Origin of the sequence: Leminorella grimontii, assembly GCF_039789245.1 — a bacterium.
Lineage (GTDB): Bacteria > Pseudomonadota > Gammaproteobacteria > Enterobacterales > Enterobacteriaceae > Leminorella > Leminorella grimontii.
Genome location: NZ_CP146357.1, coordinates 3,113,811 through 3,139,563, shown reverse-complemented (window position 1 = coordinate 3,139,563; position 25,753 = coordinate 3,113,811). Strand labels below are relative to the sequence as shown.

Below are 25,753 nucleotides of genomic sequence, written 5' to 3'. Positions count from 1 at the left end.
CCGTCATACTTCAAGCTGCTGGTGCGTTGGCTGCGTTCGTTCACCCCAGTCACTTACTCATGTAAGCTCTTGGGGTTCTCTCTCTTGCCGCGTGATTCGCCCCTACGGGACTCACCCTTGCAGGGCCAGCGCAAGCGCTGTTCAAAACGCCGTGGGCGTTTTGTCCGGCAGCTCGAATTATTTAGGGTACATAAAAAAGAGGTTCATATGCTTTTAATTTTGCGCGCTCTGGTGGTTATTCCGTTTTGCATATTGGTGTGCCTGCTGGGGTCAATCTATTGCCTTTTTAGCCCTCGGCATCCTCGTCATTCCTATACCTTTGGCCGCCTGTTCGGTAGGCTGGCGCCGGTGTTTGGCCTGAAGGTGGAAACGCGGATCTATCCGGGCGTGGGCGATATCGGTAACTGTATTTATATTGCCAACCATCAAAACAACTACGATATGGTGACGGCGGCTAAGGCCGTTCAGCCAAGAACGGTTACCGTTGGCAAAAAAAGCCTGCTGTGGATCCCCTTCTTTGGGCCGTTTTACTGGCTGACGGGCAATATCCTGATTGACCGCAACAACAAAACCAAGTCGCGCGGAACGATATATCAGGTCGTCGATCAGATGAAAAAGCGCGATATTTCAATCTGGATGTTCCCGGAAGGCACCCGCAGCCGGGGCCGCGGACTGCTGCCGTTTAAAACCGGCGCGTTTCACGCGGCGATTGCGGCGGGCGTACCGATCGTACCGATTTGCGTTTCCAATACCCACAACAAAATTGATTTGAACCGCTGCAACAACGGCCGCGTTATCGTAGAGATGATGGCGCCGATTGACACCTCGCAGTATGGCAAAGACCAGGTTCGCGAGCTGGCGCTTCACTGCCATCAAGTGATGGTCGAGAAGCTGGACGAGATTAATCGGGAAGTGGCCGAGCTTGAAGCGCAGGACGCAAAGCGCGGAAGCTAACCCAGAATCGGGTTGTCATTATGGGACGCCGATAAAATAGGGACGCTATAGCCAAAGGTCTGTTTTGATGGATTTTGAACTGAAAAAGAATGTACTGCCTATCAGCCGCCGCCGCCTGCTGCAGGCCGCGGGCGTCGCGCTAGGCGCCAACATGCTGTCTTCAAAAGCTGCGCTGGCGGCTACGCCGCAGCCGGCGCTGCCGGTTCCTCCTCTGCTGGAAATGCGCCGTGGTCAGCCTCTCTATTTGTCCATGCAGCGCACCCATTGGCAGTTTTCTGACTCTAAAGCGCCGGTATGGGGTTTTAACGGTCGATACCTGGGGCCGACGGTGCGCGTTCGCAACGGCGATGACGTCAAGATGGTTTACAGCAATCGGTTGAGCGAGCCGGTCGCCGTAACCGTAAGCGGCCTGCAAACGCCGGGCGTTTTGACGGGTAACGGCGCTCGCCTGATGTCTCCCGGCGTTGACTGGTCGCCTATTGTGCCGATCCGCCAGCAGGCGGCGACCTGTTGGTATCATGCCATTACGCCTAATAAGATGGGGCCCCATATCTATAACGGTCTGGCGGGAATGTGGATTGTGGAGGACGACGTCAGCCGCGGTCTGACTATCCCTGGCCGCTACGGCGTGGACGATTTCCCCATCATTATTCAGGACAAGCGCTTCGATTCCTTCGGCCAGCCGGAATACCCTCAGACGGGTGAGACCGGCTTCCTTGGCGATACGCTGCTAACTAACGGCGCTCAGGGGCCCTACGTTGAGGTTGGCCGAGGCTGGGTGAGGCTTCGCCTGCTGAATGCGTCAAACGCTCGCCGTTACACGCTGTCTTTGAGCGACGGACGTCCGTTCCATTTGGTGGCTAACGACGGCGGCCTGCTGCCTGCGCCGATTGCCATGCCCCAGATTAATCTGGCGCCGGGCGAACGCAGGGAAGTGCTGATCGACGTCTCTAAAGGGGATGAGGTTTCTATTACCGCCGGCGCTTCGGCCGGCGTCGTCGACCGCCTTCGCAGCTTCTTTGAACCGTCCAGCCTGCTTAACTCGTCGCTGGTTCTGACGCTGCGCCCAACCGGGCTGATGGCGCTCTCTACTCAGCCCTTGCCTGCTAATCTGAAGGGCGTCGATCGCCTCGACGGCAGCATCGTCCGCTCTCGTGAATTCGTTCTAGGCGATGCTATTCCCGGCATCAGCGGCGCAATCTGGGATCCAATGCGCATCAATACGGAATCCCTACAGGGTACCTGGGAGCGCTGGATTATTAACGCAGAGATGCCGCAGCCTTTCCACGTTCAGGGCGCGCAGTTCTTCGTAAGCGCGGTTAACGGCGCGGCCCCGTCGGTGGAAGACAGCGGCTGGAAGGACACCGTCTGGGTCGACGGCAAGGTCGAACTGCTGGTGCGGTTTACCCAGCCTTCTTCCGAACACTTCCCGTTTTTGTACTACAGCCAAAATCTGGAGATGGCGGACCGGGGAAATGTAGGGCAGTTGTGGGTGAAGGAGCACGCCTGACAAAACGCTGTTTTTATCCTCAACCACATACAGGGCGGCGTTGGCCGCCCGTTTTAATACCTCTTTATCCTATTTTCCTGAATAAAGTACATGCTGAATTGTTGCTGTGCGGTTTTCTTTGTTTGATATAATCACGGTTAAAATTATTTATAGCGTTATCATGTTGTTCCGTTTGGCTCAACTTCGATAACAATAATAGCTGGCAGTGAATAAGACAGGGAGTAATCATGGCAAAGGGTATTTTTTCTTTTATTGGTCAATTAATGCAGCAAGCGGGTACGAAGAAACCTTCACAGCCTGAACTCAACGAAGCTGAAATAGAAAAATTACAGCAAAGAGTAGAGCAGGGGGACGCGGCCGCGTTTGAAGAGCTGGTTACGCGATTAGGCGGAACGATTCCCACGTATTCAGAAGATGAACAGGGTGACGAAGAGTTTCAGGATACGCTGGATTTGGCGAAAGCGGGGATACCTGAAGCGCAATATAATGTTGCCGTCTCTTATGAAAATGGCCAGAGTATTGAAGAAAATTTGGATCTCGCCATTTATTGGTATGAACAAGCGGGGGAACTGGGGCTTGTGGAGGCTCAGGATCGCGTAGCTCGCGTGTATGCTATAAAAAAGCGAGACGATGAGGCCGCGGTTAAATGGTTTCGTAAAGCTGCGGAACAAAACTATGCAGCGGCGCAGTATGCACTTGGGCTCTATTATGAGAGCGGCGAAGTGGTTAAAAGGGATCCTGTCAAAGCGTGCGATTTGTTCCGCAAAGCAGCTGAACAAGGAAATGCTGAAGCTCAACACATGTTGGGGGGAGCTTATCGTACAGGCAATGGTGTTGAGCAAAATGGCCAATTAGCTCATTATTGGCTGCTGCGGGCGGCGGAACAGGATGAGGCCTCAGCTCAGTGCGATCTTGCCGGCATGTATTTTGAAGGCAAGATTATTGAAAGAGATATGGAACAAGTTTTTTATTGGTCACAAAAATCGGCTCAATTGGGTAATGCTGCTGCCCAGAACAATTTGGGGTATTTGTATTTTCAGGGAGAAGGCGTAGAGAAAAATAATTTACTTGCCTACGCGTGGGTTCGTGTAGCTGAGATATCAGGAAGTAAAGCATCATTGGAAACTAAAAAAGATATTGAGCAAGAACTGGATGCAAAAACGCTAAAAGCGGCACAGGCCCTGGCTCAGGAGTATATTGAAAAGTATACGTCATAAGCCAATGGATTTAAGGCGCGCGGATTACCGCGCGCTATGGTAAAAATATCAGGCAATATTCCTCCTAAACATCCCATACGCCAAACTCCCCGTCACGGCGGTAATCGCCAGCAGCGGCCACAGGCTGCCCCAGATGATGGAAAAGTCCGCATCCTTGAGGTAAATCTGCTTGGTGATGTCGGTAAAGTGGCGGATCGGATTCACCCAGGTCAGGTTTTGCAGCCACACCGGCATGTTTTCCACCGGGGAGACGTAGCCCGACAGTAATATGGCGGGCATCATAAAGACGAACACGCCGATAAACGCCTGCTGCTGGGTGGCGCACACCGAAGAAATTAGAAGGCCGAAGCCCACCAGTGACAGCGTATAAATCAACATCGTGCCGTAGAACAGCGCCAGCGATCCGGCAAAGGGGATCTGGTAAAAGAAGATGCCGATAGCCAGCACGATTGAGGCCTGAAAGATGGCGATAATCATCGCCGGCACCGCCTTGCCGATAAAAATTTGCCAGGTGGCCAGCGGTGAAACCAGCAGCTGTTCCAGCGTTCCCTGCTCTCTCTCGCGCGCCACCGACAGCGAGGTGACGATCAGCACGCCGATGGTCACAATCATGGCGATAAGCGAAGGTACGACGAACCACTTGTAGTCGAGATTAGGGTTGTACCAGTTGCGAATAACCAGACGATTTTGGCTCTGCGCCTGCGCTTTTGGAGTTATCTCTAACTGATACTGCCTGACTATCTGCTGCACGTAGTTGGCGGCGATCTGGGCGCTGTTGGATCGTCGACCGTCGAGAATAATTTGTAGGGAGGCGGTATCGCCGGCCGCCAGCCTGCGGGAGAAGTCGGCAGGGAAACGCACCAGCAGCAGCGCCTTTTGCTCGTCGATAGTCGGGGCGATTTCCTGAGCGCCGTTGAGCAAAAGCACGTTGCTAAACGCCTTGGCCTTGGCGAAGCGCTGGGTTAGCTCAACGGAGGCTTGCCCTGCGTCCTCGCTGTAAACGGCGACGGTGGCGTTAGTCACCTCAAGCGTTGCGGCGAAGGGAAACAGGATGACCTGCATCAGCACCGGCATGATCAAAATAAAGCGCGTTTGCTTATCGCGCAGCAGCGACTGCAGCTCCTTTAAGATAAGCGAAAGCAGGCGGTGCAGCGTCGTAAGCGTCGAGTTCTTCATTGCTTAGTCCAGCCTCCGCCTGGTTTTTATTGCCGTCAATCCGATAAAGAAAATGGCGGAAACCACCATAAACAGCAGGTTGATAATTAAAATCGGGGCGATGTTCCCTGCCAGAAACAGGGTCTGCAGCGTGCTGACGAAGTAGCGGGCGGGGATAACGTAAGTGACCGCTCGCACCACCTGCGGCATGCTGTCGATTTCAAAGATAAAGCCCGATAGCATGATGGCCGGTAAAAACGCGGCGTTCAGCGCTACCATGGCGGCGTTGAACTGGTTGCGGGTCAGCGTTGATATCAAAAGCCCCATGCCGAGCGTACTGGCAAGAAACAGGCTGCTCATGCCAAACAGAATCGGCAGAGAGCCGCGGTACGGCACGTCCATCACAAACACCGCAACCGCTACGCACAGCGTCATGGCGGTCATCCCCAAGAAGTAATAAGGGACAAGCTTCGACAGCAGCAGCTCCGTGCGCGTGACTTGAGTAGAGAGCAGCGCTTCCATCGTGCCGCGTTCCCACTCGCGAGCAATCACGAGCGACGTCAGAATAGCGCCGATGACGGTCATGATGATGGTGATGGCGCCGGGAATAATGAAGTTTCTGCTGATGGCCGAAGGGTTAAACCAGTAGCGCAGCTGGACGTCAATCAGGCCGTGGGGCTGCTGCGCGCTGTCCTGAAGTTGGTTTCGTTGCCAGATTTGCCACACGCCTTCAGCATATCCTTGGGCGAAGTTGGCGGTATTGGGCTCGCTGCCGTCGGTGATGACCTGAACGGGGACGCCGTCCTGCCCGTCGAGCAGGCGTTCGGAAAAGTCGACCGGAATGACGATAAGGCCGCGAATTTCACCCGCCTGTAGCTTATGAATAAGCCGCTTTTTGTCCGTGTCGATAGTCGGGTTGATGTACGGCGAGCCGATGAATGCGTCCACCAGACGGCGCGCTTCGGGCGTTTGCTGCTCCATCAGGATACCGACGTTGAGCCTGCTGGAGTCTAGGTTGATGCCGTAGCCGAAGATAAACAGCAGCATCAGGGGAATAACGAAGGCGATAAGCCCGCTGCTGGGGTCGCGCAGGATTTGGTAGGTCTCTTTGCGGCACAGCGCCAGCAGCCTGCGCGGGGAGAATGAGGTACTCAGCGAATTAGCCACGCGCCGCCTCCTCTTTATCATAGCCGAGCACTAACGAGATAAACGCCTGCTCCATCGTTGGGTTAGGGGCGTCGTCGCTGGCCGCCTGCTGCTTGAGCGCATCCGGCGAACCTGCGGCGATGATTTTGCCGCGATAGACCAGCCCGATGCGATCGCAGTACTCCGCTTCGTCCATAAAGTGAGTGGTTACCATCACGGTAACGCCTTTTTCCACCATGCCGTTAATGTGCAGCCAGAACTCCCGGCGGGTCAGCGGGTCGACGCCCGAGGTCGGCTCGTCGAGAAACAGGATGTCAGGCTCGTGCATCAACGCGCAGGAAAGCGCCAGACGCTGTTTGAACCCGAGCGGCAGAGCGTTGGGCTCCTGGTTGAGAATTGGCGTAAAACCGAAGGCCTCTATCATGTCGTCCATCTTCTTGCGCTGCGGCTTACCGTACAGCCCGTAAGCGCCGGAGAAGAACTTCAGGTTCTGTTCTACCGTCAGGTTGCCGTAGAGCGAGAATTTCTGCGCCATGTAGCCTAGCCGCTGGCGTGCTTCTCCCGAGCTGGTTTTTAGATCGAGATCCAGCACCAGCGCTTTACCCGCCGTGGGCTTAAGCAGGCCGCACATCATTTTAAACGTCGTTGATTTCCCCGCGCCGTTCGGGCCGAGGAGGCCGAAGATTTCCCCCCGTTTGACCTGGAAGCTGACGTTGTCCGTGGCGGCGAAGCTGCCGAACTTTTTCGTCAGGGTTACGGCTTCGATCACCACATCTTCCGGGTTTCCCTCAACGCGCGCCATAATTCGGCTGAGTGCGGATTCGTTGGCGGGATTGCCGCCGAGCAGATCGATAAACGCGTCTTCAAAGCGAGGTTCAGCTTCGGTGACCGGAGCTGACGGCTGATCCAGCAGTTCAGGAAGGCGCGAATGATCTTCGCCCTCACGCAGAATAAGGCGAACGGATCTCCCCTGTATAACGCCATCGGTAACCTGCGGTAAAGTGAGCGCTTTTTGCAACATTCTGCGGTTGGTGCCGCGCGTCGCCGAAATAAGCACGCTGCGCCCGGCCATGCGTTGGGTCAACTCGCCGGGCGGGCCGTTGAAGAGCAGCTGGCCTTCGTTCATTAACAGCACGCTGCGGCACTGTTCGGCTTCGTCGAGATAAGAGGTGCTCCAAAGGATTAGCATGCCTTCGCTTGCCAATTCGTGCACCATTTTCCACAGTTCTCGGCGGGATATGGGGTCAACGCCGACGCCCGGTTCGTCGAGCAGCAAAACCTTCGGTTGGCCGATAAGCGTGCAGGCCAGCCCCAGCTTTTGCTTCATGCCGCCGGAGAGCTTACCCGCCAGGCGGTCGGTAAAGCGGGATAAATCGGTAAAGGCCAAAAGCCTCTTAAACGTCGCCTCTCGCTCCTCTCCCACCACGCTGCGAAGGTCGGCGTACAGGCTTAAGTTTTCCATTACTGACAGGTCTTCATACAGGCCGAACTTCTGTGGCATGTAGCCCAGCACCGCGTGCAGCGCCTTATCGTCCGTAACGGGATCGAGCCCGACGACGCGTATTGCGCCGTCGTCGGGCGTAAGCAGGCCGGCAAGCATGCGTATCAGCGTGGTTTTCCCTGCGCCGTCTGGGCCGACCAACCCCATAACCGCGCCGCTTTCAATTCGAGTCGTCAGGCTGGCGACGGCGGGCTGCGCCATGCCCGGAAAGCGTTTAATGACGTTTTCCAGCACGATGCAGCGTTCTCGATCGATTGCGCCGTCCGTCATAGGCAGGCCTTAGCGGGAAGGAAACCGGATAGTGACCGGCATTCCCTGACGCAGGCTTTCGTCAGGGTCGGAAACGATAACTCTCAGGCGATACACCAGATCGGTACGCAGTTCCGGCGTTTCGACGCTTTTGGGCGTAAATTCCGCGTTAGGCGAGACAAAGCCGACGGTGCCTCGATAGGGCTTATCTGGACGAGCGTCGATATAAATTTCAAGTTCCGTGCCGGGAACCGCCTTGGCCAGATTGACTTCGCTGACGTAGGCTCTTACCCAAACCGGGCTGGTTAAAGAAACGCTGAATACGGAGTTCGCTGCGTTAACCATGCTGCCGGGCTCAACGGCGCGGGTCAGGATGGTGCCTGCGGAAGGCGCGACAAGGGTCGTATCGGACAGGTCCAGCTCTGCCTTTTCCAGCGCGGCTTTCGCCTGCTCATAGTTGGCGCTAGCTTCTGCTATCTCCTGAGGGCGATTGCCGGTTTCGAACTGCGTTAACTTTTGCTTGGCCGATTGCAGCGTAGCGTAGGCCTGATCTTTGGCGCTGCGGGCGTCATCCAGCGCGTTGGCGGAAATGGAGCGGCTTTGCCAGAGGCCCTGCTGGCGGCGATAAAAGCTTTCTGCATACTGGTAGGCCGACTGGCTTTGTGCAACGGCGGCTTTGGCTTGGGCTATCTCTTCCGCGCGGTAGCCTTCCTGCATCAGCGCCAGCCGAGCCTTCAGGGCGTCCACGTTGGCTCTGGCCTGCGCGACGGCAATGCGATAAGGCGCGTCGTCAAGGCGGCCGAGAACGTCTCCTGCCTTGATCTTATCGCCCTCGTCGACGCGAAGCTCAGCCAGACGGCCGCCAACGCGGAAATTGAGGTTAACGGTTCGGATATCCACGTTGCCATACAGGGTGAGGGAAGGTTGATGGCTGTCGGCATAGCGCTGCCAGCCCAAAAATGCGCCGATAACGCAAACTACGATTGCTAAAAGAACGAAAAGCGGTTTCTTTTTCATAGGCTGTCGTTTCCATCGCGGTAACTACTTTTCACAGCCTAGCATAAACACTCAAGCGGAACGTATTGATTTTTTTATTAACGTTGACTTAGATACGTATATATAAAGCGTGGTAAAAAGCGGGATTTTTTTAACCGCGGCCCCGAGCGACTCGGGGCCGACGGCGGTTATCTGTAATCGGCGGAAACGATAGAGTATTTACCGCTGCCCAGCAGCATGACAATAACGGCGCCGATGATGAAAAAGGCTTCGGTTTCGAGCCCCCAGGCGCCAACTTTGGTTAGAGTGAAAAACTTACCGGTAGCGCCGACCATCAGAACGGCCACGACCATATTAATGGCGACGACCAGCGCTGCCGGTCGCGTGAGCACTCCTAGGATGATCATGACTGGCGCGATGATTTCACCCACGTAGGCGCCGTAGGCAATAAAGTAGGGAAAGCCCATATTGACCAAGGAATCGCCTATCCAGCCCACGCCATTTTGCGCTTTGGCAATGCCGTGAAACAGCATCAACCCGGCAACCATAACTCTCAGTAGAAGCTTCCCGCCGTCTTGATGGTCGGTCAATCGTGTAAACATTTGGTTAAGTTTGATAACCATATCATTTTCCTTTTGTTGTTGCGCATAGGCGTAGATACGTCTCATCTGGCCTGCAACCGTTAACGTAGTTATGGATAAATATAGCAGATTTTGGAGCTATATACTGGACGATGCGGAGAGTGCAGAAGGATGGTCTGAAAGTCAACGAAAAATCGCGCGTAGAGTTTATTCATTTGAAAAAATAAGATCTCTTTTACGCTCTTCTTACCAGAATAAATTTATATTTTAGATCGTAAATGTGTATTTTTAGATCGGATTTGATCGCTAATTGGCGATAAGTGTCGATTTTTGTTTAATAATTTTTGATAAATTCAGTGAATCATGCGAGTCTGACAGAATAATAAATTATAAACGGGTTCTTAGTCTTTATCTTTGTATAGATAACTTCCAAGGATAGACTTTTATCCTTCGCTACTTTTTTCAATATTGGTAATTATGACAGTTTCGCCGACGGCGATATCAGATTATGCTATATAGAATAAAAGGGAATTAGGTATATGATGAGGCAGTGTAATGATGAAACCTTTAAAAAGGGATAAAAGTATTCGTTCATTCCTTGAGAAACGGTTATCGCACTATGGTCTCAAGGAGTATTGCTATTTCTTATTTTCCAAGTATAGCGGCAATGCAACCACCATTATTTCTAACTATCCGCAGGAATGGATAGATGAGTATATTGCGGCGGAATACTATCTTACCGATCCGGTTATTCTTCATGCGAAACAAACGATTGTTCCCTTCTCTTGGCGTGAACTCGACATGAAGAAGCGGAGCTATCCGCTTGAGGGCATCGCAGAGTTTAGGCATCGAAACCGGCTTTTTGACGGATTTACCTTTCCAGTTCATGATGCGAGTAATCGAATCGCACTGTTGAGTTTCTGTAATTATGATGGAAATCAAAATTTCCATGAAAATATAAGATTATATCAGGCCGAATTGCAGCTTCTTCTTATTAACACTCATGATAAAGTCATACGCTATATTAATGATGAACTTGTTGAGGAAAGAGAGGAATTCCTATTGTCTTCCCGTGAGTTGGAAATATTGAAGTGGGTGAGTATGGGTAAAACCTATATAGAATCGGCAATAATTCTAGGCATCCGTGAGAGAACGATTAAATTTCATATGAAGAATATCGTTAATAAGCTTAACGTATCAAACGCTAAGCACGCGATAAAGAAAGCGATAGAATTGAACCTGCTTAATTGAGAATTCAGTCTCACAAGTTCAGAGGGAATCGATAATTCAGATATGTAATTTTATGATGACAAATAACATATTTATCGCTTTTTCTTGTTACTTTTGTCGCTGATAACTTGCAGTAATAAAAAACTTTATGCAGATAGGCCCCTATTTTTTAGCACAAAATGGGGCCTATTCTTTTTTTACAGTTATAGCATCTTGCGAATGACGTAGTGCAAAATGCCGCCGTTTTGATAATAGGCCAGCTCGTTGCCGGTATCGATTCGGCAAAGCGTCTCTATCGTGACGCTTTGGCCGTCGGCGTGCGTCAGCGTGACGGGCACCGTTTGTCCCGGCGATAGCGCATTCAAACCTGTAACGGTGATGGTCTCATCGCCGCGCAATCCTAAGGTTTTGCGGCTAACGCCCTGAGGAAATTCCAGAGGAAGAATGCCCATGCCGATAAGGTTTGAACGGTGGATCCGTTCAAAAGACTCAGCAATAACGACGCGAACGCCAAGCAGCATTGGCCCCTTTGCCGCCCAGTCGCGGCTCGAACCGGAACCATACTCTTTGCCGACTATGGCCGCCAGCGGCACGCCTTCTTTTTGGTAGCGCATCGCCGCGTCGTAAATGGGCATAATCTCCTGCGACGGAACGTGGCGGGTAAATCCGCCTTCCACGCCGGGCGCCATCTCATTACGGATGCGTACGTTAGCAAACGTGCCGCGCATCATGACCTCATGGTTGCCGCGCCTTGAACCGTAAGAGTTGAAGTCCTGCCGTTCAATGCCGTGCTCGCTGAGATAGAGGCCCGCGGGGCTGTCTACCTTAATGCTGCCGGCCGGCGAGATGTGGTCCGTGGTTACCGAGTCGCCTAACAGCACTAAAATGCGGGCGTGATGGATATCTTCAACCGGTTCGGGCGCTTTCTTCATGGTGGTGAAAAAAGGCGGCTGGCGAATGTAAGTGGAGTCCTGCTGCCAGCCATAGGTCAGGGAGGGCTCGATGGCAATGCTTTGCCACTCCCGATCGCCGGTGAAGACTTCGCCATACTCTTTGCGGTACATGCCGGCGTTTACTTCTTCTACGGCTCGTGCAATTTCCTGCGTTGTCGGCCAGATATCGCTCAGGTAAACGGGTTGACCGTTTTTATCGTTTCCTAGCGGCTCTTGAGTAAGGTCTATGCTCATATTACCGGCTAACGCGTAGGCGACGACCAGCGGCGGCGAGGCGAGCCAGTTGGTTTTTACCAGCGGATGGATGCGCCCTTCAAAGTTACGGTTGCCGGACAGCACGGCGCCTACCGTCAGGTCACCGTGCCTGATAGCCTCTTCAATTTGCGGCAGAAGCGGGCCGGAGTTGCCGATACAGGTCGTACAGCCGTAGCCGACCAGGTTAAAGCCGAGCCGTTCAAGATAGGGCGTTAAACCGGCCGCATTCAGGTAGTCGGTGACCACCTTTGAACCGGGAGCGAGCGACGACTTGACCCACGGTTGGCGCGATAGGCCTTTTTCTACTGCCTTTTTGGCCAACAGGCCCGCCGCCAGCATCACGCCGGGGTTGGAGGTGTTGGTACAGGAGGTGATGGCGGCAATGGCGACGGCACCCTGCTTGAGGGGATAGGTTTTTCCGTCGATAGTGACTGGAACCTGTTCCTGACGCGCGGTGCGCGAGGCGACGTCCAGCGCCTGATAGTCTGCGAACGCCTGCTTGACCATTGCCAGCAGAACGCGGTCCTGTGGCCGCTTGGGGCCGGCCAGGCTGGTTTCTACTTTTGACAAATCGAGCGACAGCGAGCTGGTGAAGACCGGCTCGTCGCCCTGATTGCGCCACAGGCCCTGCGCCTTGCTGTAGGCTTCTACCAGCGCGATTTGATCTTCATCGCGCCCGGTTAGGCGCATGTAGCGCAGCGTCTCTTCATCGACAGGAAAGAAACCGCAGGTGGCGCCGAACTCCGGCGACATGTTGCCGATAGTCGCCCTATCGGCCAGAGGAAGCTGTGCCAGCCCGTCGCCGTAGAATTCGACGAATTTGCCCACCACGCCGTGTTGACGCAGCATTTGCGTTACGGTAAGCACCAGATCCGTCGCGGTAATGCCTTCACGCAGCTTGCCGACGAGCTTAAATCCAACGACGTCCGGAATAAGCATCGATACGGGCTGACCAAGCATGGCGGCCTCAGCCTCAATGCCGCCGACGCCCCAGCCGAGGATGCCCAGCCCGTTTATCATGGTGGTGTGTGAGTCAGTGCCTACCAGCGTATCCGGGTAGACCCAGGTTTTACCCTCTTTGTTTTCCCGCCAGACCGTCTGGCCCAGATACTCCAGGTTAACCTGATGGCAGATGCCGGTTCCGGGCGGCACGACGCGAAAGCGGCTAAAGGCGTTTTGTCCCCAGCGAAGAAAGGCGTAGCGTTCGCGGTTTCGCTTCATCTCCAAGCCGACGTTGGTAGAAAATGCCTCAGCGTTGGCGTAGTCGTCCACGGTGACCGAGTGGTCAATAACCAGATCGACTGGTGAAAGCGGGTTTACGCTGGCGGGATCTCCGCCCAATCGTCGAACGGCCTCGCGCATAGCCGCCAGATCGACGATGGCGGGCACGCCGGTAAAGTCCTGCATCAGCACGCGTGCCGGGCGATAGGCGATCTCACGGTCGGCGTGCCCCTGCGCCAGCCACTCAACAATGGCCTTCAGATCGGCTTCTTTCACCGTGTAGTCGTCCAGAAAGCGGAGCAGGTTTTCCAGCAAAATTTTTAGGGATTTAGGCAGGCGCTGGATATCTCCTAACGCTTCGGCGGCCTTGGGCAGGCTATAGTAGCTAAACGTTTGACCGTCGACTGCGAGGACATCTTCATAACTTTTACGTAAATCAGCTGACATGGCTCCTCCAGTATTCATCAAGTACTCCGGCGTGAGCCGGCGCGTATTTATTGACGTTTCTTTCTTTTATTAAAGATAACATAAAAAATTAGCAACATATTATTAACATTATCGAAGTGTGAAGAAGGGCCAATATGCGTTGGAGGCTAAAGAAGGAAGAGAGAGATGAACCGCCCGTCTTTCCGAGCATGCGGAGGAACGGGCTCTGTTTTAAATTCGGCCTATTGTTGCAATAGGCGTCGGACGTCCGGCTTACCGACGGCGGTGAGCGGAATTTCTTCTACTAAAACGACGTCTACCGGCATAGCGTAGCGAGCCACGCGGGGCTTAAGCCACGACAGCAGTTCAAACTTATCGATGCGTTCGGCGGGGGCAATAGTCACCCATGCCTTCAGGCGCTGACCAAATTCAGCGTCTTCAACGCCGGCGACCAGACATTCCCTGACGGCGGGGTGCGTTATCAGCACGTTTTCCAGTTCGACGGGATAGACGTTCTCACCGCCTGATACGATCATGTCGTCAATTCGACCACACAGAAAATAGTTCCCATTTTTATCGCGGTAGGCCAGATCGCCGGTGGCGACGTCACTGTCAGCGCCCTGCGCCGACCAGGCGCAGCGCACGATGATTTCACCAACGTCGCTGCCGTCGGCTATCGGCTGCCCGCCGCGTAAATTCAACAGGCGTAAATTGAGGCCTTCAATCGGGCGGCCGATGGTGCCGGGAGACTCATGGAGCTCTTTTGGCGTTGCTATTGTGCAGACGCCCGCTTCGGACGTGCCATACAGATTAAACAGCCCGCCGGGCAGCCGGGCTTGGGCTTGTTCGGCCAGCGCAGGCGTGAGATGCGCGCCGCCCGAAATAATGCAGCGCAGGGGCGTCAAACGTTCGGGATCCAGCTGGAGCATCCGGCTAAGCATTAAGGGGACGAGCGCGATAACTTCCACCCGATGATGGGATATCAGCGTTGACGCCCGCTCGGCGTCGAAGCGCTTGCTAAGGTAAACGGTCGCGCCAAGCAGAGTAGCCAGACACAGGGCCGCGAGGCCAAAGCCATGGTAAATTGGCGTTGCGATGTAAAGCTTCCGGTATTGGCTAAGCCTTAGCTTGTCCAACAGGGTGAATAACGGGTTAAGAAATGCCGATAGAGAAGGTTTACGTGAGGCGCTTTTAAACGCGCCGGTGCTGCCGCCGGTCAATACGGTGATGCTTCCTGGCCCGTAGGCTACGCGTGCAGGCAGTGAATCAGCCCCTTGAACAGAGGAGCAGGCGTTGAAATGCGCGTCGTCAACGGGAAGCTGATTTCCCCGATAGCCGCAGGCTGCGATGAGCGGTTTCAGCTCGCTGTCGTAAATCATCAGGTTAAAGGCGTGCTTGCCCGCCAGCGCGCCCAGCTTTTCCGGTGCGATTTCGGTATTGATAAGAAAGAGATCGGCCCCGGTATAGGCGCAGGCAAACAGGGCGGTTAGCAGGCCTTTGTGATTGCGGCAGCACAGTGCGACCTTCTGGCCGGGCCCAAGGCCGTGGCGATACTTCAGCGCAGCGGCAAGGCGGCGCGTGCGGGAGTAAAGCTCGGCGTAAGTGAGCGCTTCATCGTCATCGTGAACCGCAGTGCGTTCCGGGTATCGTGCTGCGGCATAGCCAAGAAGCGCCGTCAGGCTGATGCCGTTGGCCATGATGGACTTGATTAACGCCAGCAGCCCTTTGGCGGACAGAACACCCGTTTGTCTTAGCAGTTGCAGTTTATTCATTTTGTTGACGCTTTTAGATAGCGGATCCATCCCCGCCGCCACGGGGAATTAAACAGGACGGAACACAGCTGGCCCAGCGGTAGCCACCAGGGTTTGAAGGCGCTTTTTTGCGTAAGCAACGCCCGACAGAGAATGTTGGCCGCTTTTTCAACCGGCAAAACCGGGACGGATCTGTTGGCGTAGGTTGGTTCAATCATACGGGTGCCGACGAGGGGAAAGTAGACGGAGCTTACGCGCACGTCGCCTGCCCTAAGCTCAGGTTCCCCGCAGCGCAGCCACTGGTCGAACGCGGTTTTTGAGGCCTGATAGGCCGCCCAGTGGGGCGTGGGCGCCAGAAGCACGTTCGCCGCCGAAACGTTGACGATGTGCGTAAATCTTGGCCTGTGTCCCTTTAGAAGGTGAAGGCATAGCTGCACCGGAGCGAAGTAGTTCAGGCTCATCGTCCGCTCGGCGTCGTGCAGGCGATCTAACGACGCCATCAGGGGGCGACGGATAGACTTGCCGGCATTGTTGACGAAGATGTCGACGGGGTAGGGCAGCGCGTCGATCGCTTCTGCCAGCGTTTGGCATTCGTCGGGCTTCGACAGGTCGGCGGCGAACGTTTGGCAGTCGGCTTTGCGCGCGGTAAAGTCGCTTTGTATCTGCTGTAGCTTTTCCTGCGTGCGAGCGACCAGAATAAGCCGTACCGGAAGGTCTGCCAGTGCGTAAGCCAGCGCTTCGCCGATGCCATAGCTGGCGCCGGTAATAAGAACAGTTTTATTTTCAAGCCGACGGCGAAGGGCGCTTTTATCCACTGGGAGGCAGGGGAACAGCAGGTGTGAGGCGAGTTTGTTTAACATACGGAAACTGTTCGCAGGGAAATATAAGACGAAGCAAAAGACATAATATAGTCATTCCGGTTGCTTTGTTTTAGCTCAGGATGAAAGAAACGAACTTTCTCCCCCATATCCAGCAGCGTCAAATCGTAAGAGAGCTGGGACCACGGATTATCCCATCCGCCTTCAAAACCCGTATTTCGATGGAGGTCAGCCAGCAACAGAACGGCGCAGTCAGGATCGAGCGCCTTGTTGATCGTTTGCCGACATAGATGATTAACGTAGCGCGAGAGACTCTCTTCTTTTGTCGGCTGTGTGATTAAGCGCTCGTTAAGATATCGATGAAAATAGTGAACGACATCTTCTCTTATCGGCTCTTTATCCAAGCCCAGCGAAGCCAGAATAACCAGCGTATCCGATTCCTCTTGCGCCATACGATGCTCAGCCCAGTCGGTATAGTCACGCGGCGCGTCTTTACCCAGCGCGATAAGGCCCCATAGTTCTTCAATTTCCATGATGAGTCCGCCTGTCCTTACTTACCGTCGTCAAGGTAATAACACGGCTGCTGCGTTTTCTCAATTTTTCTGGCATGGACGATCGTAAGAGGCGGCTTAAAGGTGCCACGCCTGTATTTTTTTCTCTTAGAACTCTCAAACTGAACTAGCATAACCAGCTAAAAACATTATTATTCATCACGTTTTATGCTGAATGTCAGTAAATTTATAAGATAGTCGTTTTTTGTTACATCTTGCAGCTTTCATTTTAGTCGGGCATCATTGACCATCTGTCCGCAAGTAATCTGAGTTATTTTAAAACCTGCAGGAGTACTATGACTTCACTTGTTTTTAAAATAATAGGTTCGGCAGTGCTCGTTATGAGCATAGGATTCTCGAGCGCCTGGGCTTCAACGGGCACGATGAATCATCAAGAGTATTCTCTCAATGATAAGCTGGAAAGCCTACCCGATTTGAGAAAATACCCTTCGGGCACTCAACGGAAGAAGGCCTTTTTAAACGCCGTAGTTCCTATTATAGACAAACAAAACGCGCTCATTCGCCAGGATAGGGAATGGCTGTTGAGAAAACGCCTGTCGCAGGCCTGGAGCTCTAAAGAGATAGCCCGTCTGCAGCAGATTTGTTCAAACTATCGGATGCAGTGTTCCTCTAATCCTGAAAAGGTGAAGTGGACCGAGTTGCTAAAACGCGTCGATACGCTTCCGACCCACCTGGTCGTTGCGCAGGCGGCAGCGGAGTCCGGCTGGGGAACCTCTAAGCTTGCTCAGGTTAACAATAACCTGTTTGGCATGCGATGCGGAAGTAAGACCTGCGGCGAGCCCGGCAACATAAAGGGCTATTCCGCCTACGATACGGTCGATGATTCCGTTCGCGCCTATATGCTGAATATGAATAGCCACGGAGCCTACGGCAAACTGCGTGAGTCTCGGGCAGAGCTAAGAAGCCAGGGCGATACGGTGACCGCCGATCATTTGGTGAACAAGCTGGGGCGCTACTCTGAAAGAGGCGCATCCTACAGTCGGTTTTTGCAGCGCGTGTTGGATAACAACGAGCATCTGATCATTCAGGCGCAAAACGACGTTGAAACCGCCAGCATTCGGGACGAGTTTTGATTGATATAGATGAGTAAAGAAAAAAGCCGGAGATAATCTCCGGCTTTTTTGTGCGCTTCGCTTAGCGCCCGATAAGGGCCATCAGCTGTTCAAACAGCGCGTCTGCGCTTTTCTTATAGCCGTTTTGCGACAGGTGAACCAGATCTGGCCGCGCGTCGCCGGCGTCAGCCCAGCGTTGGATGGCGCACTCGCCGCCCATAAACGCCCGCCAGTCCCAGAACAGGGTGTGCTGCGACCGGGACACCTCTTTTTGGATAGCGACAACCGCGTTGAGCGGAGCCGGCTGCATCTCTGCACAGCTTTCGCCTTTCTTGTTTTTGATGCTGTCCGATGGCCCCACCAGCAGGATGGGGGCGTCCGGCAGCGCCTGGCGTATTGCCGCGATCTTTTGTTCTAGCTGGTTGCGGTACTGCGCAGGATCCAGCCTGTCGTTAAACGCTTCGTTGGTGCCGTAGGCCAAAATTACCATGTCAGGCTTGAGGGAAATTAGCGTATCCATCCAGCCGGGCTGCCATTTGTCCACCATGGTCAGGGTGGCGCCGTTGATTCCCAGCGGCGTCAGCATGACGCCGTGCTCGGGGCGCTGTATCAGCCAGCCTCCCAGCATCAGGTTATTTTGGCGGGAAGCGGCGATCTCAGCGGGGAAGGTAACCTGCTCTTGGGCCGAGAATTTCCACTGGCCCTGGGTATCGCCAAGCGATAAGGCGCGGCCATTGAGCGAGAGGCGGGCGTCGCCTGAAGCGCGATAAAGCGCGCTGACCAAATAGGGGGCGCCGTCTTTACTAAAGAGCCTTATTGTTGCGGAAGCCTGGTCCGCATTGGGTTGGGCGATAAAACCGCCGAGCGGAAAGTCGGCGCGGTCGTCTTTACGGCTGGTATAAAAACTCCAGGCCTTTTTTTCCTGGCTAAAGCCGACAAGGCCGTGACGCTGGCCGGGAACGGACAGCGGGCTGACAAATCCTGGGCCGCCGTTGCCGAAGCGCTGCTGTAGCCGCGATCTAAGCTGGCCGCTGAAGAAGTCTGCCGCCGTATGGGAGTCGCCTAGTTGAACGATGTGTACGCTCTGGCTGCGTGCGTGGGTCAGCCGATTGGCGAAGCCTGCGATGCGGTTTTCGCCGTAGTTGGTTAACTGCCCATAGTGGATGCCGTCGCTCTTTTTCTCTAACGGCGCGCCGTCTTCTCTCGTGGTATGGCAAGAGACCAGAGAAAGCGCGCAGAGAAGGCCGGCTACGGGCAGAAAAATCTTTAATTGTCGTGCATTCATTGCGTTTTTCTTCATCAGTTATGCGCCATTTCAACGTGCTCCGGGCCTTTTGGGCTTTCCGGATTTTCCGGCGCGGTAACGCTGATTGCGGAAAGTATGCGCTGCGCAATCAGCCTTTGCCCCGTAGGGGTAAAGTGGGTGCCGTCATCGCTGCGAAGCTTAACCTTCTTGCCGTTTTCCTCCAGATAGTCAGAGTAGTCCGCGCCCTGATAGCCGAACACGTCGTTGACGGAGATATAGAGCTGCGAGGCGGCGGTCACTTCGGCACGATACAGCGTGTCCAGATAGTTTACTCCATCTGACAGCGCAGGTTTACGCATATTTGGCGGCCCGACCCAGATGACGCGGCTGTGGTGACGCTGGGCGCTTTCTAATATAGTCTCGATCCGACTGCGGTACAGCGCTTCCCATTCCGGGCTTTTGAACTTGAGAAAGCGAGCGCCCTTTGACGGCGGCATGTCCCAAGGGTCGTTAGGGCCGAGAAAGACGACCAGCAGATCGACGTTCTCATCTTTTTCCAGCGCTTCGTCGATCGTTTTAGGCCAGTTGAAAAAGCCCGGATAGGAGAGGCCGGTGCTTTGTTTACTCAGGTTGATGCTTTTTATGCCGTAGTCTTTGGACAGCGCCTTCATCATGTGGGGGGCGACGCCTTGCATCATGGAATCTCCAACGAGGAGAACCTTACTTTGCGGCGAGAGTACGATAGCCGCGTCGGAATGCGTCCGAGACGAGGCTTCCTGCGTGCTACCCTCCGGCGCGCGATCGCCGGGGTGCGCGCTGGAATGAGGCAGACGGTGGACACCCTTCCACTCCCACTGCGGCAGGGCCAGCGCCGATACGTCCAACGTTGGAGCGAACTCTACGGAGGTTTCACTCTCGGCGTTCAATGAGGCGACAAAGGCTTCCTTGCCGGCCTCCAGCGCGGGAACAAAGCGCCCGCCGGCGAGCCATAGCGGATTGTCAAAAGTTGCCCACGGGCTTTCCTGATGAAACTCCTGTTGCCAGTAAAGAGACAGCGAGCGCTGGTTCAGCCAAACCAGGCCCAGGGAGCTTAACAGCAGAATATAGACGACCTGGTACATCCTTGTCAGCGCTGTGCTGCCGTCAGAAGTTCGCATAAATAAATCCCGGTATTCCCGCAGGGGCAAAAATAAAAATCAACGTCAAAAAGACAACAAGCGGTACGGGATAGGCGTACCAGGGCAGCGCGTTAACGGCGGCTGAAAACTTTGTCTTGAACCGAACCAGCAGAGGGTAGGCGATAAAAAACAGCAGGAACGACCAAACCGCTCCTGCGCCCGCGCCGGAAGTTAACGAAGACAAAGAAAGAGACGATATGCCGCGCACGATAGCCATTGCGGTGTCCAGATCGTTCGCTCTAAAGAATATCCAGGCAAAGCATACGTAGTGAAACGTCAGCAGGCGCGCCAGAAAGCTTACCGCTACGCCTGAAGGCGCGGAAGGAAACAGCCTGTTCCGGCAGTTAAACAGCACCAGCCCAAGCCCGTGAAGCGCGCCCCAGATAATGAAGTTAACGCCCGCACCGTGCCATATGCCGGAAAGCACCATCGCCACCATCAGGTTGGCGTTTTTACGGATGAAGCCGTGGCGATTGCCGCCTAAGGGAATATAGATATAGTCGCGGATGAAGGTCGACAGGCTGATGTGCCAGCGTTTCCAGAATTCCTGTAGATTAAGAGACACATAGGGCGCATCGAAGTTTTTGGGAACGTAGAAACCGAGCAGCAGCGCCAGGCCGGTGACCAGATTGGTGTAGCCGGAGAAATTAAAATAGATCTGCCAGGCGTAGGCATAAACCGCCGCCAGCATTTGCAGCGGCGTGTAGCCGTCCGGCGCGTCGAATACGCCGTTGACGTAGTTTTCCGCTAAAAAAGCGCTGCATAAAAACAGTTTGGCGATGGCCAACGCTATCAGGCCAATTGCGCGATTGGTGAAGCGAAGCTCGCGCAAATGGGGCGGGCGGATTTGCGGTAGGAAAACTATCGCCCGATTGATGGGCCCTGCGACGACGCTGGGAAAAAAGCTCAAATAGAGAAGCAGGTCGGGAAAGCGCGCCGGTTCTATTTCCTTTTTAGCGACGGACACAACGTAGCTGACGGAGTGAAAGGCGTAAAAAGAAAGCCCAAGGGGCACCAGAATGTCCAACGTGGGAAGGCTTCCCCGTAGGCCGAGCTGGCTTAAGCGTAGCTGGAGGCTTTCCCTAAAGAATGGGTAGTATTTGAAAACGACGAAAAAGGCGCATACGAGCAGCGCCAGCAGTATATAGCCGGTTTTTTTACTTTCCGTTCGGTGGGCAAATCGCGCCAGCCCGTAAATCAGCAGGCTGTAAATCAGCAGAACAGCGGCTGAGCCAAGGGAAAACGAGCCGATAAACAGATAGCTCGCCCCCAACAGCAGGCCATTTTGTATAGAAACTGAAGGGCGAAAGGACCAGTACAATAAGAAAAATAATAAAAAACAGTAAGCAAAGCCTAACGAAAAAAAATTCATTCTTCGATCCAACGATAGCGATCTTAGCCCTCCAGAGAGGCGTATAATTTATTCCAACTTACGGCAGGTAATCAACGAGAATTGGCAATATTCAACGATTTTTTAAGGCGGTCATGCCCGCGTTTTTAAGTCATAAATCGTGAACGGCGTCATAGTACCCTTCCGAAGGGTAAAAACACGCGTCTCGCCAAGCTTAAGTGTTTTCAATGTGTTGAAATTATTAATAAACCGTAATATGTTTCACAATAGGAACCCGACTGGATTTGTATGTAAATACAAAATACTACCTCACAATTAGCCTTTCTTTGTCTCTTTCTCTGAGACATTTTCTGTATAAATTCGCTAATAAGTGTCGATATTTTAGCCGTTTAAAATACGGGGCTAAAGAACTCTTTTTGTGCCGTTTTGAGATATACCGATGAATACTACCCAGACCAGCTATTTAAAAGACACGACGGCCCGTCAAATAGTGCAGCGCACGATGAGCATAATACCCTACTCCGTTAACGTGATGGACGAGTTCGGAATGATTATCGCCTCAGGGGAAGCCTCTCGCATTCACCAGCGCCATGAGGGGGCCGTGCTGGCGCTGACGGAAAACCGCGTAGTGGAAATTGATTCCGCTACGGCCAATCGGCTTAAGGGCGTCAGGCCCGGCATTAATCTGCCCATAAACTTTCGCGATCGGCTAATCGGCGTGTTGGGTATTACCGGCGAGCCGGACGAAGTCAGGGCCTATGCCGAATTGGTTAAAATGGCGTCGGAGCTCATTATCGAACAAACGGCGCTGTTGGAGCAAAAGCAGTGGGATAAACGCTACCGCGAAGAGCTTGTCCATCAGCTGATACTGAGGGAAAGCCGTCCTGCGTCTCTCGATGCGATGGTGTCTTATCTCGGCGTCAACCTGCTGCAGCCCAGAGTCGTTCTTATCCTTGAGCTGCAGCAGCCCGATCGCGATGCATTACGTAACCTGATGGATTATTTTGAATACAGCGCGCGCGATCACCTGGTGACCTTCACCGACTTTAACGAACTGATTATTCTCAAGCCTATCACCCTGCGTCAGGGAGAGTGGGATACGCAGCAAGAGCTGAGCGAGCTTCAGCGGTTTAAGCATTATGCGCAATCCTCCGGATTTTCTCGCATTATCGTCGGCGGCTATTTCCCCGGCGAAGCGGGGCTTCGGCGCTCCTATCAAACGGCTAGGGCCGTGCAGGCGATGGTTAAGAGGCTTCGGCTGAAAAATCAGTACGTATTTTATGACGACTATGCGCTGGCTTCGCTGCTTGGCGGGCTGTCCGACACCTGGCAGGCGGAAGAGCTGTCCAAAATTTGGCTGCGCCTGATCGAGCAGGATCCCAAGGGCGTTTTGCAAACCACCCTGCGCCACTATTTTGAGCAGAATTGTGATCTTTCTCAAACCGCCACCGGTTTGCATATCCACGTGAATACGCTGCGCTACCGCCTACAGCGAATCGAGGATATAACCAATATAAAGATCAATAATTTGAGACAACTGTTTTGGCTGTATATCGGCATGGAGCTTCAGCGCTAGACTGTCTGTTTCTACAATTTTTCTCTCTAAAACGGCCAGATCTTTCGTCAATACGCTCAATCCTTTTTTGGCGGCGTTTTTCATACTTCACTCAGTCTTTTTTATGGAGAGTGAAAGTATGACGACTGTATCCGCTGTTGGCGCGATCGCCGCACTGGTGGTAGCCATTGTTTTAATATTAAGGAAAGTTTCACCTGCGTACGGCATGATGGTCGGCGCACTGGTGGGGGGGCTTATCGGCGGCGCCGATCTGGTTCAAACTGTCACGCTGATGGTGACCGGCGCACAGGGCATCACCAACGCGGTGCTGCGCATCCTTGCCGCAGGCGTGCTGGCGGGCGTACTGATTGAATCCGGCGCGGCGAATACGATCGCCGAAACGGTCGTCAAGAAGGTTGGGGAAACCCGTGCGCTGCTGGCGCTGGCGATTGCGACGATGATTCTGACCGCCGTTGGCGTATTCATTGACGTTGCGGTTATTACCGTAGCGCCGATCGCGCTGTCCATTGCCCGTCGCGCAGATCTTTCCAAAACCGCCATCCTGCTCGCCATGATTGGCGGCGGCAAGGCGGGGAACGTGATGTCTCCTAACCCTAACGCCATTGCCGCCTCTGATGCATTCCACGTCCCGCTGACGTCCGTCATGATGGCCGGTATCGTTCCCGGGCTTTTCGGACTGGTCGTAGCCTACTTCCTGGCAAAGCGTTTGACCAATAAAGGCAGCAAGGTGAGTGCAGAAGAGGTGATTTCGCACGATACGTCGGTAGCGCAGCCCGGTTTCCTCGCTGCGATTAGCGCGCCGTTGGTCGCCATTGTGCTGCTGGCGCTGCGTCCGATTGCGGGCATTGCTATCGATCCGCTGATCGCGCTGCCCGTCGGCGGCCTGGTAGGCGCACTGATGATGGGACGCATCAAGCAAAGTAACTCCTTTATGATGGCGGGCCTGTCTCGTATGGCGCCCGTTGCCATTATGCTGCTTGGCACGGGGACGCTGGCGGGTATTATCGCCAACTCTGCGCTGAAAGAGGTGCTGATTGAAGGCCTGACCGCTTCCGGCCTGCCGCCTTATCTGCTGGCGCCGATTTCCGGTGCGATTATGTCAATGGCGACGGCGTCTACCACTGCCGGTACGGCGGTTGCTGCGGGCGTATTTAGCCAGACGCTGCTCGATCTTGGCGTAACGGCGCTGGCCGGTGCGGCCATGATCCACGCCGGTGCGACCGTGCTGGACCACTTGCCCCACGGCAGCTTCTTCCACGCGACCGGCGGCAGCGTTAACATGCAGATCCGCGAGCGCCTTGGCCTTCTGCCTTATGAAACGATCGTTGGCTTCGTTATCGCCGCAGTGTCGACGCTGATGTTCGGCGTATTTGGATTGGCGGGGTAGTAAAAATGAAGATAGTTATTGCTCCGGATTCCTTTAAAGAAAGCCTGTCTGCGATGGCGGTTGCTACCGCCATCGAGCAGGGATTTCGCGAGATCTACCCCGATGCGCAGTACGTGAAGCTGCCGATGGCGGACGGCGGCGAAGGCACCGTTGAGTCCATGGTTGAGGCAACGAACGGGCGCTATGTACATCAGGAAGTCATGGGGCCGCTGGGAACGCCGGTAATGGCGCGCTGGGGACTTTTGGGCGACGGCAAAACCGCCATCATCGAAATGGCCTCCGCGTCCGGCCTTCATCACGTCGCTCCGGAGTTGCGTAACCCGTTGATGACCACCAGCTTTGGCACCGGCGAGCTGATTTTAGCCGCGCTGGAACACGGCGTAGAGCGCATTTTGCTGGGCATCGGCGGTAGCGCTACTAACGACGGCGGTGCGGGCATGCTGCAGGCGCTGGGCGTTTCTTTGCTCGACGCTGACGCAAAGCCGCTTGCGCTTAACGGTGGCGCGCTGACTTCGCTGGCGGCGATAGGCCTGCAGGCGTTGAATCCTAAGTTAAACGGCGTTTCTATTACCGTTGCCTGCGACGTAAATAACCCGCTTTGCGGCCCTAACGGCGCTTCGGCTATTTTCGGCCCTCAAAAGGGCGCCACGCCTGAAATGGTTAACACGCTGGACGGCGCTCTGTCGGCCTACGGCAAGCTTATCCTTCAGGCTACCGGCCGGGACGTAATAAACGTACCGGGCGCAGGCGCAGCGGGCGGCATGGGCGCGGCTCTGCTTGGCGTGCTTAACGCAGAGCTTAAGCCTGGCGTTGATATCGTTATCCAAACGTTGGGATTAGAGAATCTGGTTGCGGATGCCGATCTGGTGATCACTGGAGAAGGGCGGCTTGATAGCCAAAGCATTTGCGGTAAAACGCCTATCGGCGTTGCGCGAGCGGCTAAGCGCTACGGCAAGCCGGTTGTCGCTTTAGCGGGAGGGCTGCTGCCAGACTACCCGGTTGTCCATGAGCACGGCTTGGATGCGGCATTCTCGATTCTCACTCGAGTGGTTACGCTGCCTGACGCGCTACAGGAAGCTGAGTACAATTTGCGCGTCACTGCGCGCAATGTGGCGAGCGTCTGGAAGATGGCACAGGCACACGCGGGATAATCTCTCCTAAGCGCGTTTATGTACACGGGCCGCGTTCTTTATAGAACGCGGCCCAACTTTATCTATGTAGACGACAGCTATCATTAATACGACATATTTCCCTGACTAAAATAGAGGGAATAAATAACCTTAAGGTTGTATTTATTTCTCATTGTTATTATGTCTCTTTAATTGAATTTATTTTTTCTTTTTTATCAATATGTTATTTTTATTTTGGTGTGCTATTTTTAATTAAATTACTTTAATATCATAGCAATGAATAAAAATATAAGTGTTG

At 54.1% G+C, this 25,753-nt stretch carries 20 protein-coding genes; 8 read left to right on the top strand and 12 right to left on the bottom strand.

Annotated features, from left to right (window positions below):
* Positions 1 to 207 precede the first annotated feature (207 nt).
* From V8L73_RS14500 to V8L73_RS14490, 3 genes are all read left to right on the top strand, one after another.
* On the top strand, positions 208 to 954 hold the full coding sequence (locus tag V8L73_RS14500; protein WP_027274979.1) for a 1-acylglycerol-3-phosphate O-acyltransferase: 747 nt from the start codon (positions 208 to 210) through the stop codon (positions 952 to 954).
* A 94-nt stretch (positions 955 to 1,048) separates the two neighbouring features.
* Complete coding sequence (ftsP, locus tag V8L73_RS14495; RefSeq protein ID WP_027274978.1) at positions 1,049 to 2,464, top strand: cell division protein FtsP; 1,416 nt, start codon at positions 1,049 to 1,051, stop codon at positions 2,462 to 2,464.
* A 227-nt stretch (positions 2,465 to 2,691) separates the two neighbouring features.
* Positions 2,692 to 3,681, top strand: a complete 990-nt coding sequence (locus V8L73_RS14490) for an SEL1-like repeat protein (RefSeq protein ID WP_347253320.1) — start codon at positions 2,692 to 2,694, stop codon at positions 3,679 to 3,681.
* Positions 3,682 to 3,729: 48 nt separating this feature from the next.
* Here V8L73_RS14490 and V8L73_RS14485 read toward each other — a convergent pair whose 3' ends face one another.
* The 5 genes from V8L73_RS14485 to V8L73_RS14465 all read right to left on the bottom strand — a co-directional run bounded on the left by V8L73_RS14485 (position 3,730) and on the right by V8L73_RS14465 (position 9,351).
* Complete coding sequence (locus V8L73_RS14485) at positions 3,730 to 4,857, bottom strand: ABC transporter permease (RefSeq protein WP_027274977.1); 1,128 nt, start codon at positions 4,855 to 4,857, stop codon at positions 3,730 to 3,732.
* A 3-nt stretch (positions 4,858 to 4,860) separates the two neighbouring features.
* Complete coding sequence (locus V8L73_RS14480; protein ID WP_422655590.1) at positions 4,861 to 6,003, bottom strand: ABC transporter permease; 1,143 nt, start codon at positions 6,001 to 6,003, stop codon at positions 4,861 to 4,863.
* Positions 5,996 to 7,753, bottom strand: a complete 1,758-nt coding sequence (locus tag V8L73_RS14475; RefSeq protein WP_347253318.1) for an ATP-binding cassette domain-containing protein — start codon at positions 7,751 to 7,753, stop codon at positions 5,996 to 5,998. The genes V8L73_RS14480 and V8L73_RS14475 overlap by 8 nt, the downstream gene beginning before the upstream one ends.
* A gap of 9 nt (positions 7,754 to 7,762) precedes the next feature.
* Complete coding sequence (gene hlyD, locus V8L73_RS14470) at positions 7,763 to 8,749, bottom strand: secretion protein HlyD (RefSeq protein WP_347253317.1); 987 nt, start codon at positions 8,747 to 8,749, stop codon at positions 7,763 to 7,765.
* Positions 8,750 to 8,916: 167 nt separating this feature from the next.
* On the bottom strand, positions 8,917 to 9,351 hold the full coding sequence (locus tag V8L73_RS14465; RefSeq protein ID WP_027274973.1) for a DoxX family protein: 435 nt from the start codon (positions 9,349 to 9,351) through the stop codon (positions 8,917 to 8,919).
* A 513-nt stretch (positions 9,352 to 9,864) separates the two neighbouring features.
* Here V8L73_RS14465 and V8L73_RS14460 point away from each other — a divergent pair.
* Positions 9,865 to 10,560 carry a helix-turn-helix transcriptional regulator gene (locus V8L73_RS14460; RefSeq protein ID WP_027274972.1) on the top strand — a complete coding sequence of 232 codons (696 nt, stop codon included), beginning with the start codon at positions 9,865 to 9,867 and terminating at the stop codon, positions 10,558 to 10,560.
* A gap of 182 nt (positions 10,561 to 10,742) precedes the next feature.
* Here the strand turns inward: V8L73_RS14460 and acnA are convergent, their stop codons facing one another.
* The 4 genes from acnA to V8L73_RS14440 form a co-directional block, all read right to left on the bottom strand.
* Entirely contained in the window at positions 10,743 to 13,415 is a 2,673-nt protein-coding gene (acnA, locus tag V8L73_RS14455) for an aconitate hydratase AcnA (protein WP_347253316.1), read from the bottom strand.
* A gap of 221 nt (positions 13,416 to 13,636) precedes the next feature.
* Positions 13,637 to 15,166: an AMP-binding protein gene (locus V8L73_RS14450; protein WP_347253315.1), complete on the bottom strand. Its 1,530-nt coding sequence runs from the start codon at positions 15,164 to 15,166 to the stop codon at positions 13,637 to 13,639.
* Complete coding sequence (locus V8L73_RS14445) at positions 15,163 to 16,005, bottom strand: SDR family NAD(P)-dependent oxidoreductase (protein ID WP_347253314.1); 843 nt, start codon at positions 16,003 to 16,005, stop codon at positions 15,163 to 15,165. The genes V8L73_RS14450 and V8L73_RS14445 overlap by 4 nt, the downstream gene beginning before the upstream one ends.
* On the bottom strand, positions 15,999 to 16,496 hold the full coding sequence (locus tag V8L73_RS14440; RefSeq protein ID WP_347253313.1) for a hypothetical protein: 498 nt from the start codon (positions 16,494 to 16,496) through the stop codon (positions 15,999 to 16,001). Before V8L73_RS14440 ends, V8L73_RS14445 begins: the two co-directional genes overlap by 7 nt.
* A gap of 359 nt (positions 16,497 to 16,855) precedes the next feature.
* Between V8L73_RS14440 and V8L73_RS14435 the strand changes: the two genes are divergently transcribed.
* Positions 16,856 to 17,608, top strand: coding sequence for a protein bax (locus V8L73_RS14435; protein ID WP_174788502.1), 753 nt, complete (start codon positions 16,856 to 16,858; stop codon positions 17,606 to 17,608).
* 61 nt (positions 17,609 to 17,669) lie between these two features.
* On the opposite strand, the gene V8L73_RS14430 is transcribed toward V8L73_RS14435, so the two are convergent.
* The 3 genes from V8L73_RS14430 to V8L73_RS14420 are packed head-to-tail and all read right to left on the bottom strand — an operon-like array spanning position 17,670 to position 21,383.
* Complete coding sequence (locus V8L73_RS14430) at positions 17,670 to 18,872, bottom strand: SGNH/GDSL hydrolase family protein (protein WP_347253312.1); 1,203 nt, start codon at positions 18,870 to 18,872, stop codon at positions 17,670 to 17,672.
* A 14-nt stretch (positions 18,873 to 18,886) separates the two neighbouring features.
* The gene (locus V8L73_RS14425) at positions 18,887 to 19,990 is read right to left on the bottom strand and encodes an SGNH family hydrolase (protein ID WP_347253311.1); all 1,104 of its coding nucleotides are present in this window, start codon (positions 19,988 to 19,990) and stop codon (positions 18,887 to 18,889) included.
* A complete protein-coding gene (locus V8L73_RS14420; protein ID WP_261832542.1) occupies positions 19,977 to 21,383 on the bottom strand; it encodes an MBOAT family O-acyltransferase in 1,407 nt (468 codons plus the stop codon). The genes V8L73_RS14425 and V8L73_RS14420 overlap by 14 nt, the downstream gene beginning before the upstream one ends.
* A 418-nt stretch (positions 21,384 to 21,801) precedes the next feature.
* Between V8L73_RS14420 and V8L73_RS14415 the strand changes: the two genes are divergently transcribed.
* The 3 genes from V8L73_RS14415 to V8L73_RS14405 all read left to right on the top strand — a co-directional run bounded on the left by V8L73_RS14415 (position 21,802) and on the right by V8L73_RS14405 (position 25,476).
* The gene (locus V8L73_RS14415) at positions 21,802 to 22,938 is read left to right on the top strand and encodes a sugar diacid recognition domain-containing protein (protein ID WP_027274964.1); all 1,137 of its coding nucleotides are present in this window, start codon (positions 21,802 to 21,804) and stop codon (positions 22,936 to 22,938) included.
* A 118-nt stretch (positions 22,939 to 23,056) separates the two neighbouring features.
* A complete protein-coding gene (locus V8L73_RS14410) occupies positions 23,057 to 24,325 on the top strand; it encodes a GntP family permease (RefSeq protein WP_027274963.1) in 1,269 nt (422 codons plus the stop codon).
* A gap of 5 nt (positions 24,326 to 24,330) precedes the next feature.
* On the top strand, positions 24,331 to 25,476 hold the full coding sequence (locus tag V8L73_RS14405) for a glycerate kinase (RefSeq protein ID WP_261832541.1): 1,146 nt from the start codon (positions 24,331 to 24,333) through the stop codon (positions 25,474 to 25,476).
* Positions 25,477 to 25,753: the final 277 nt, after the last annotated feature.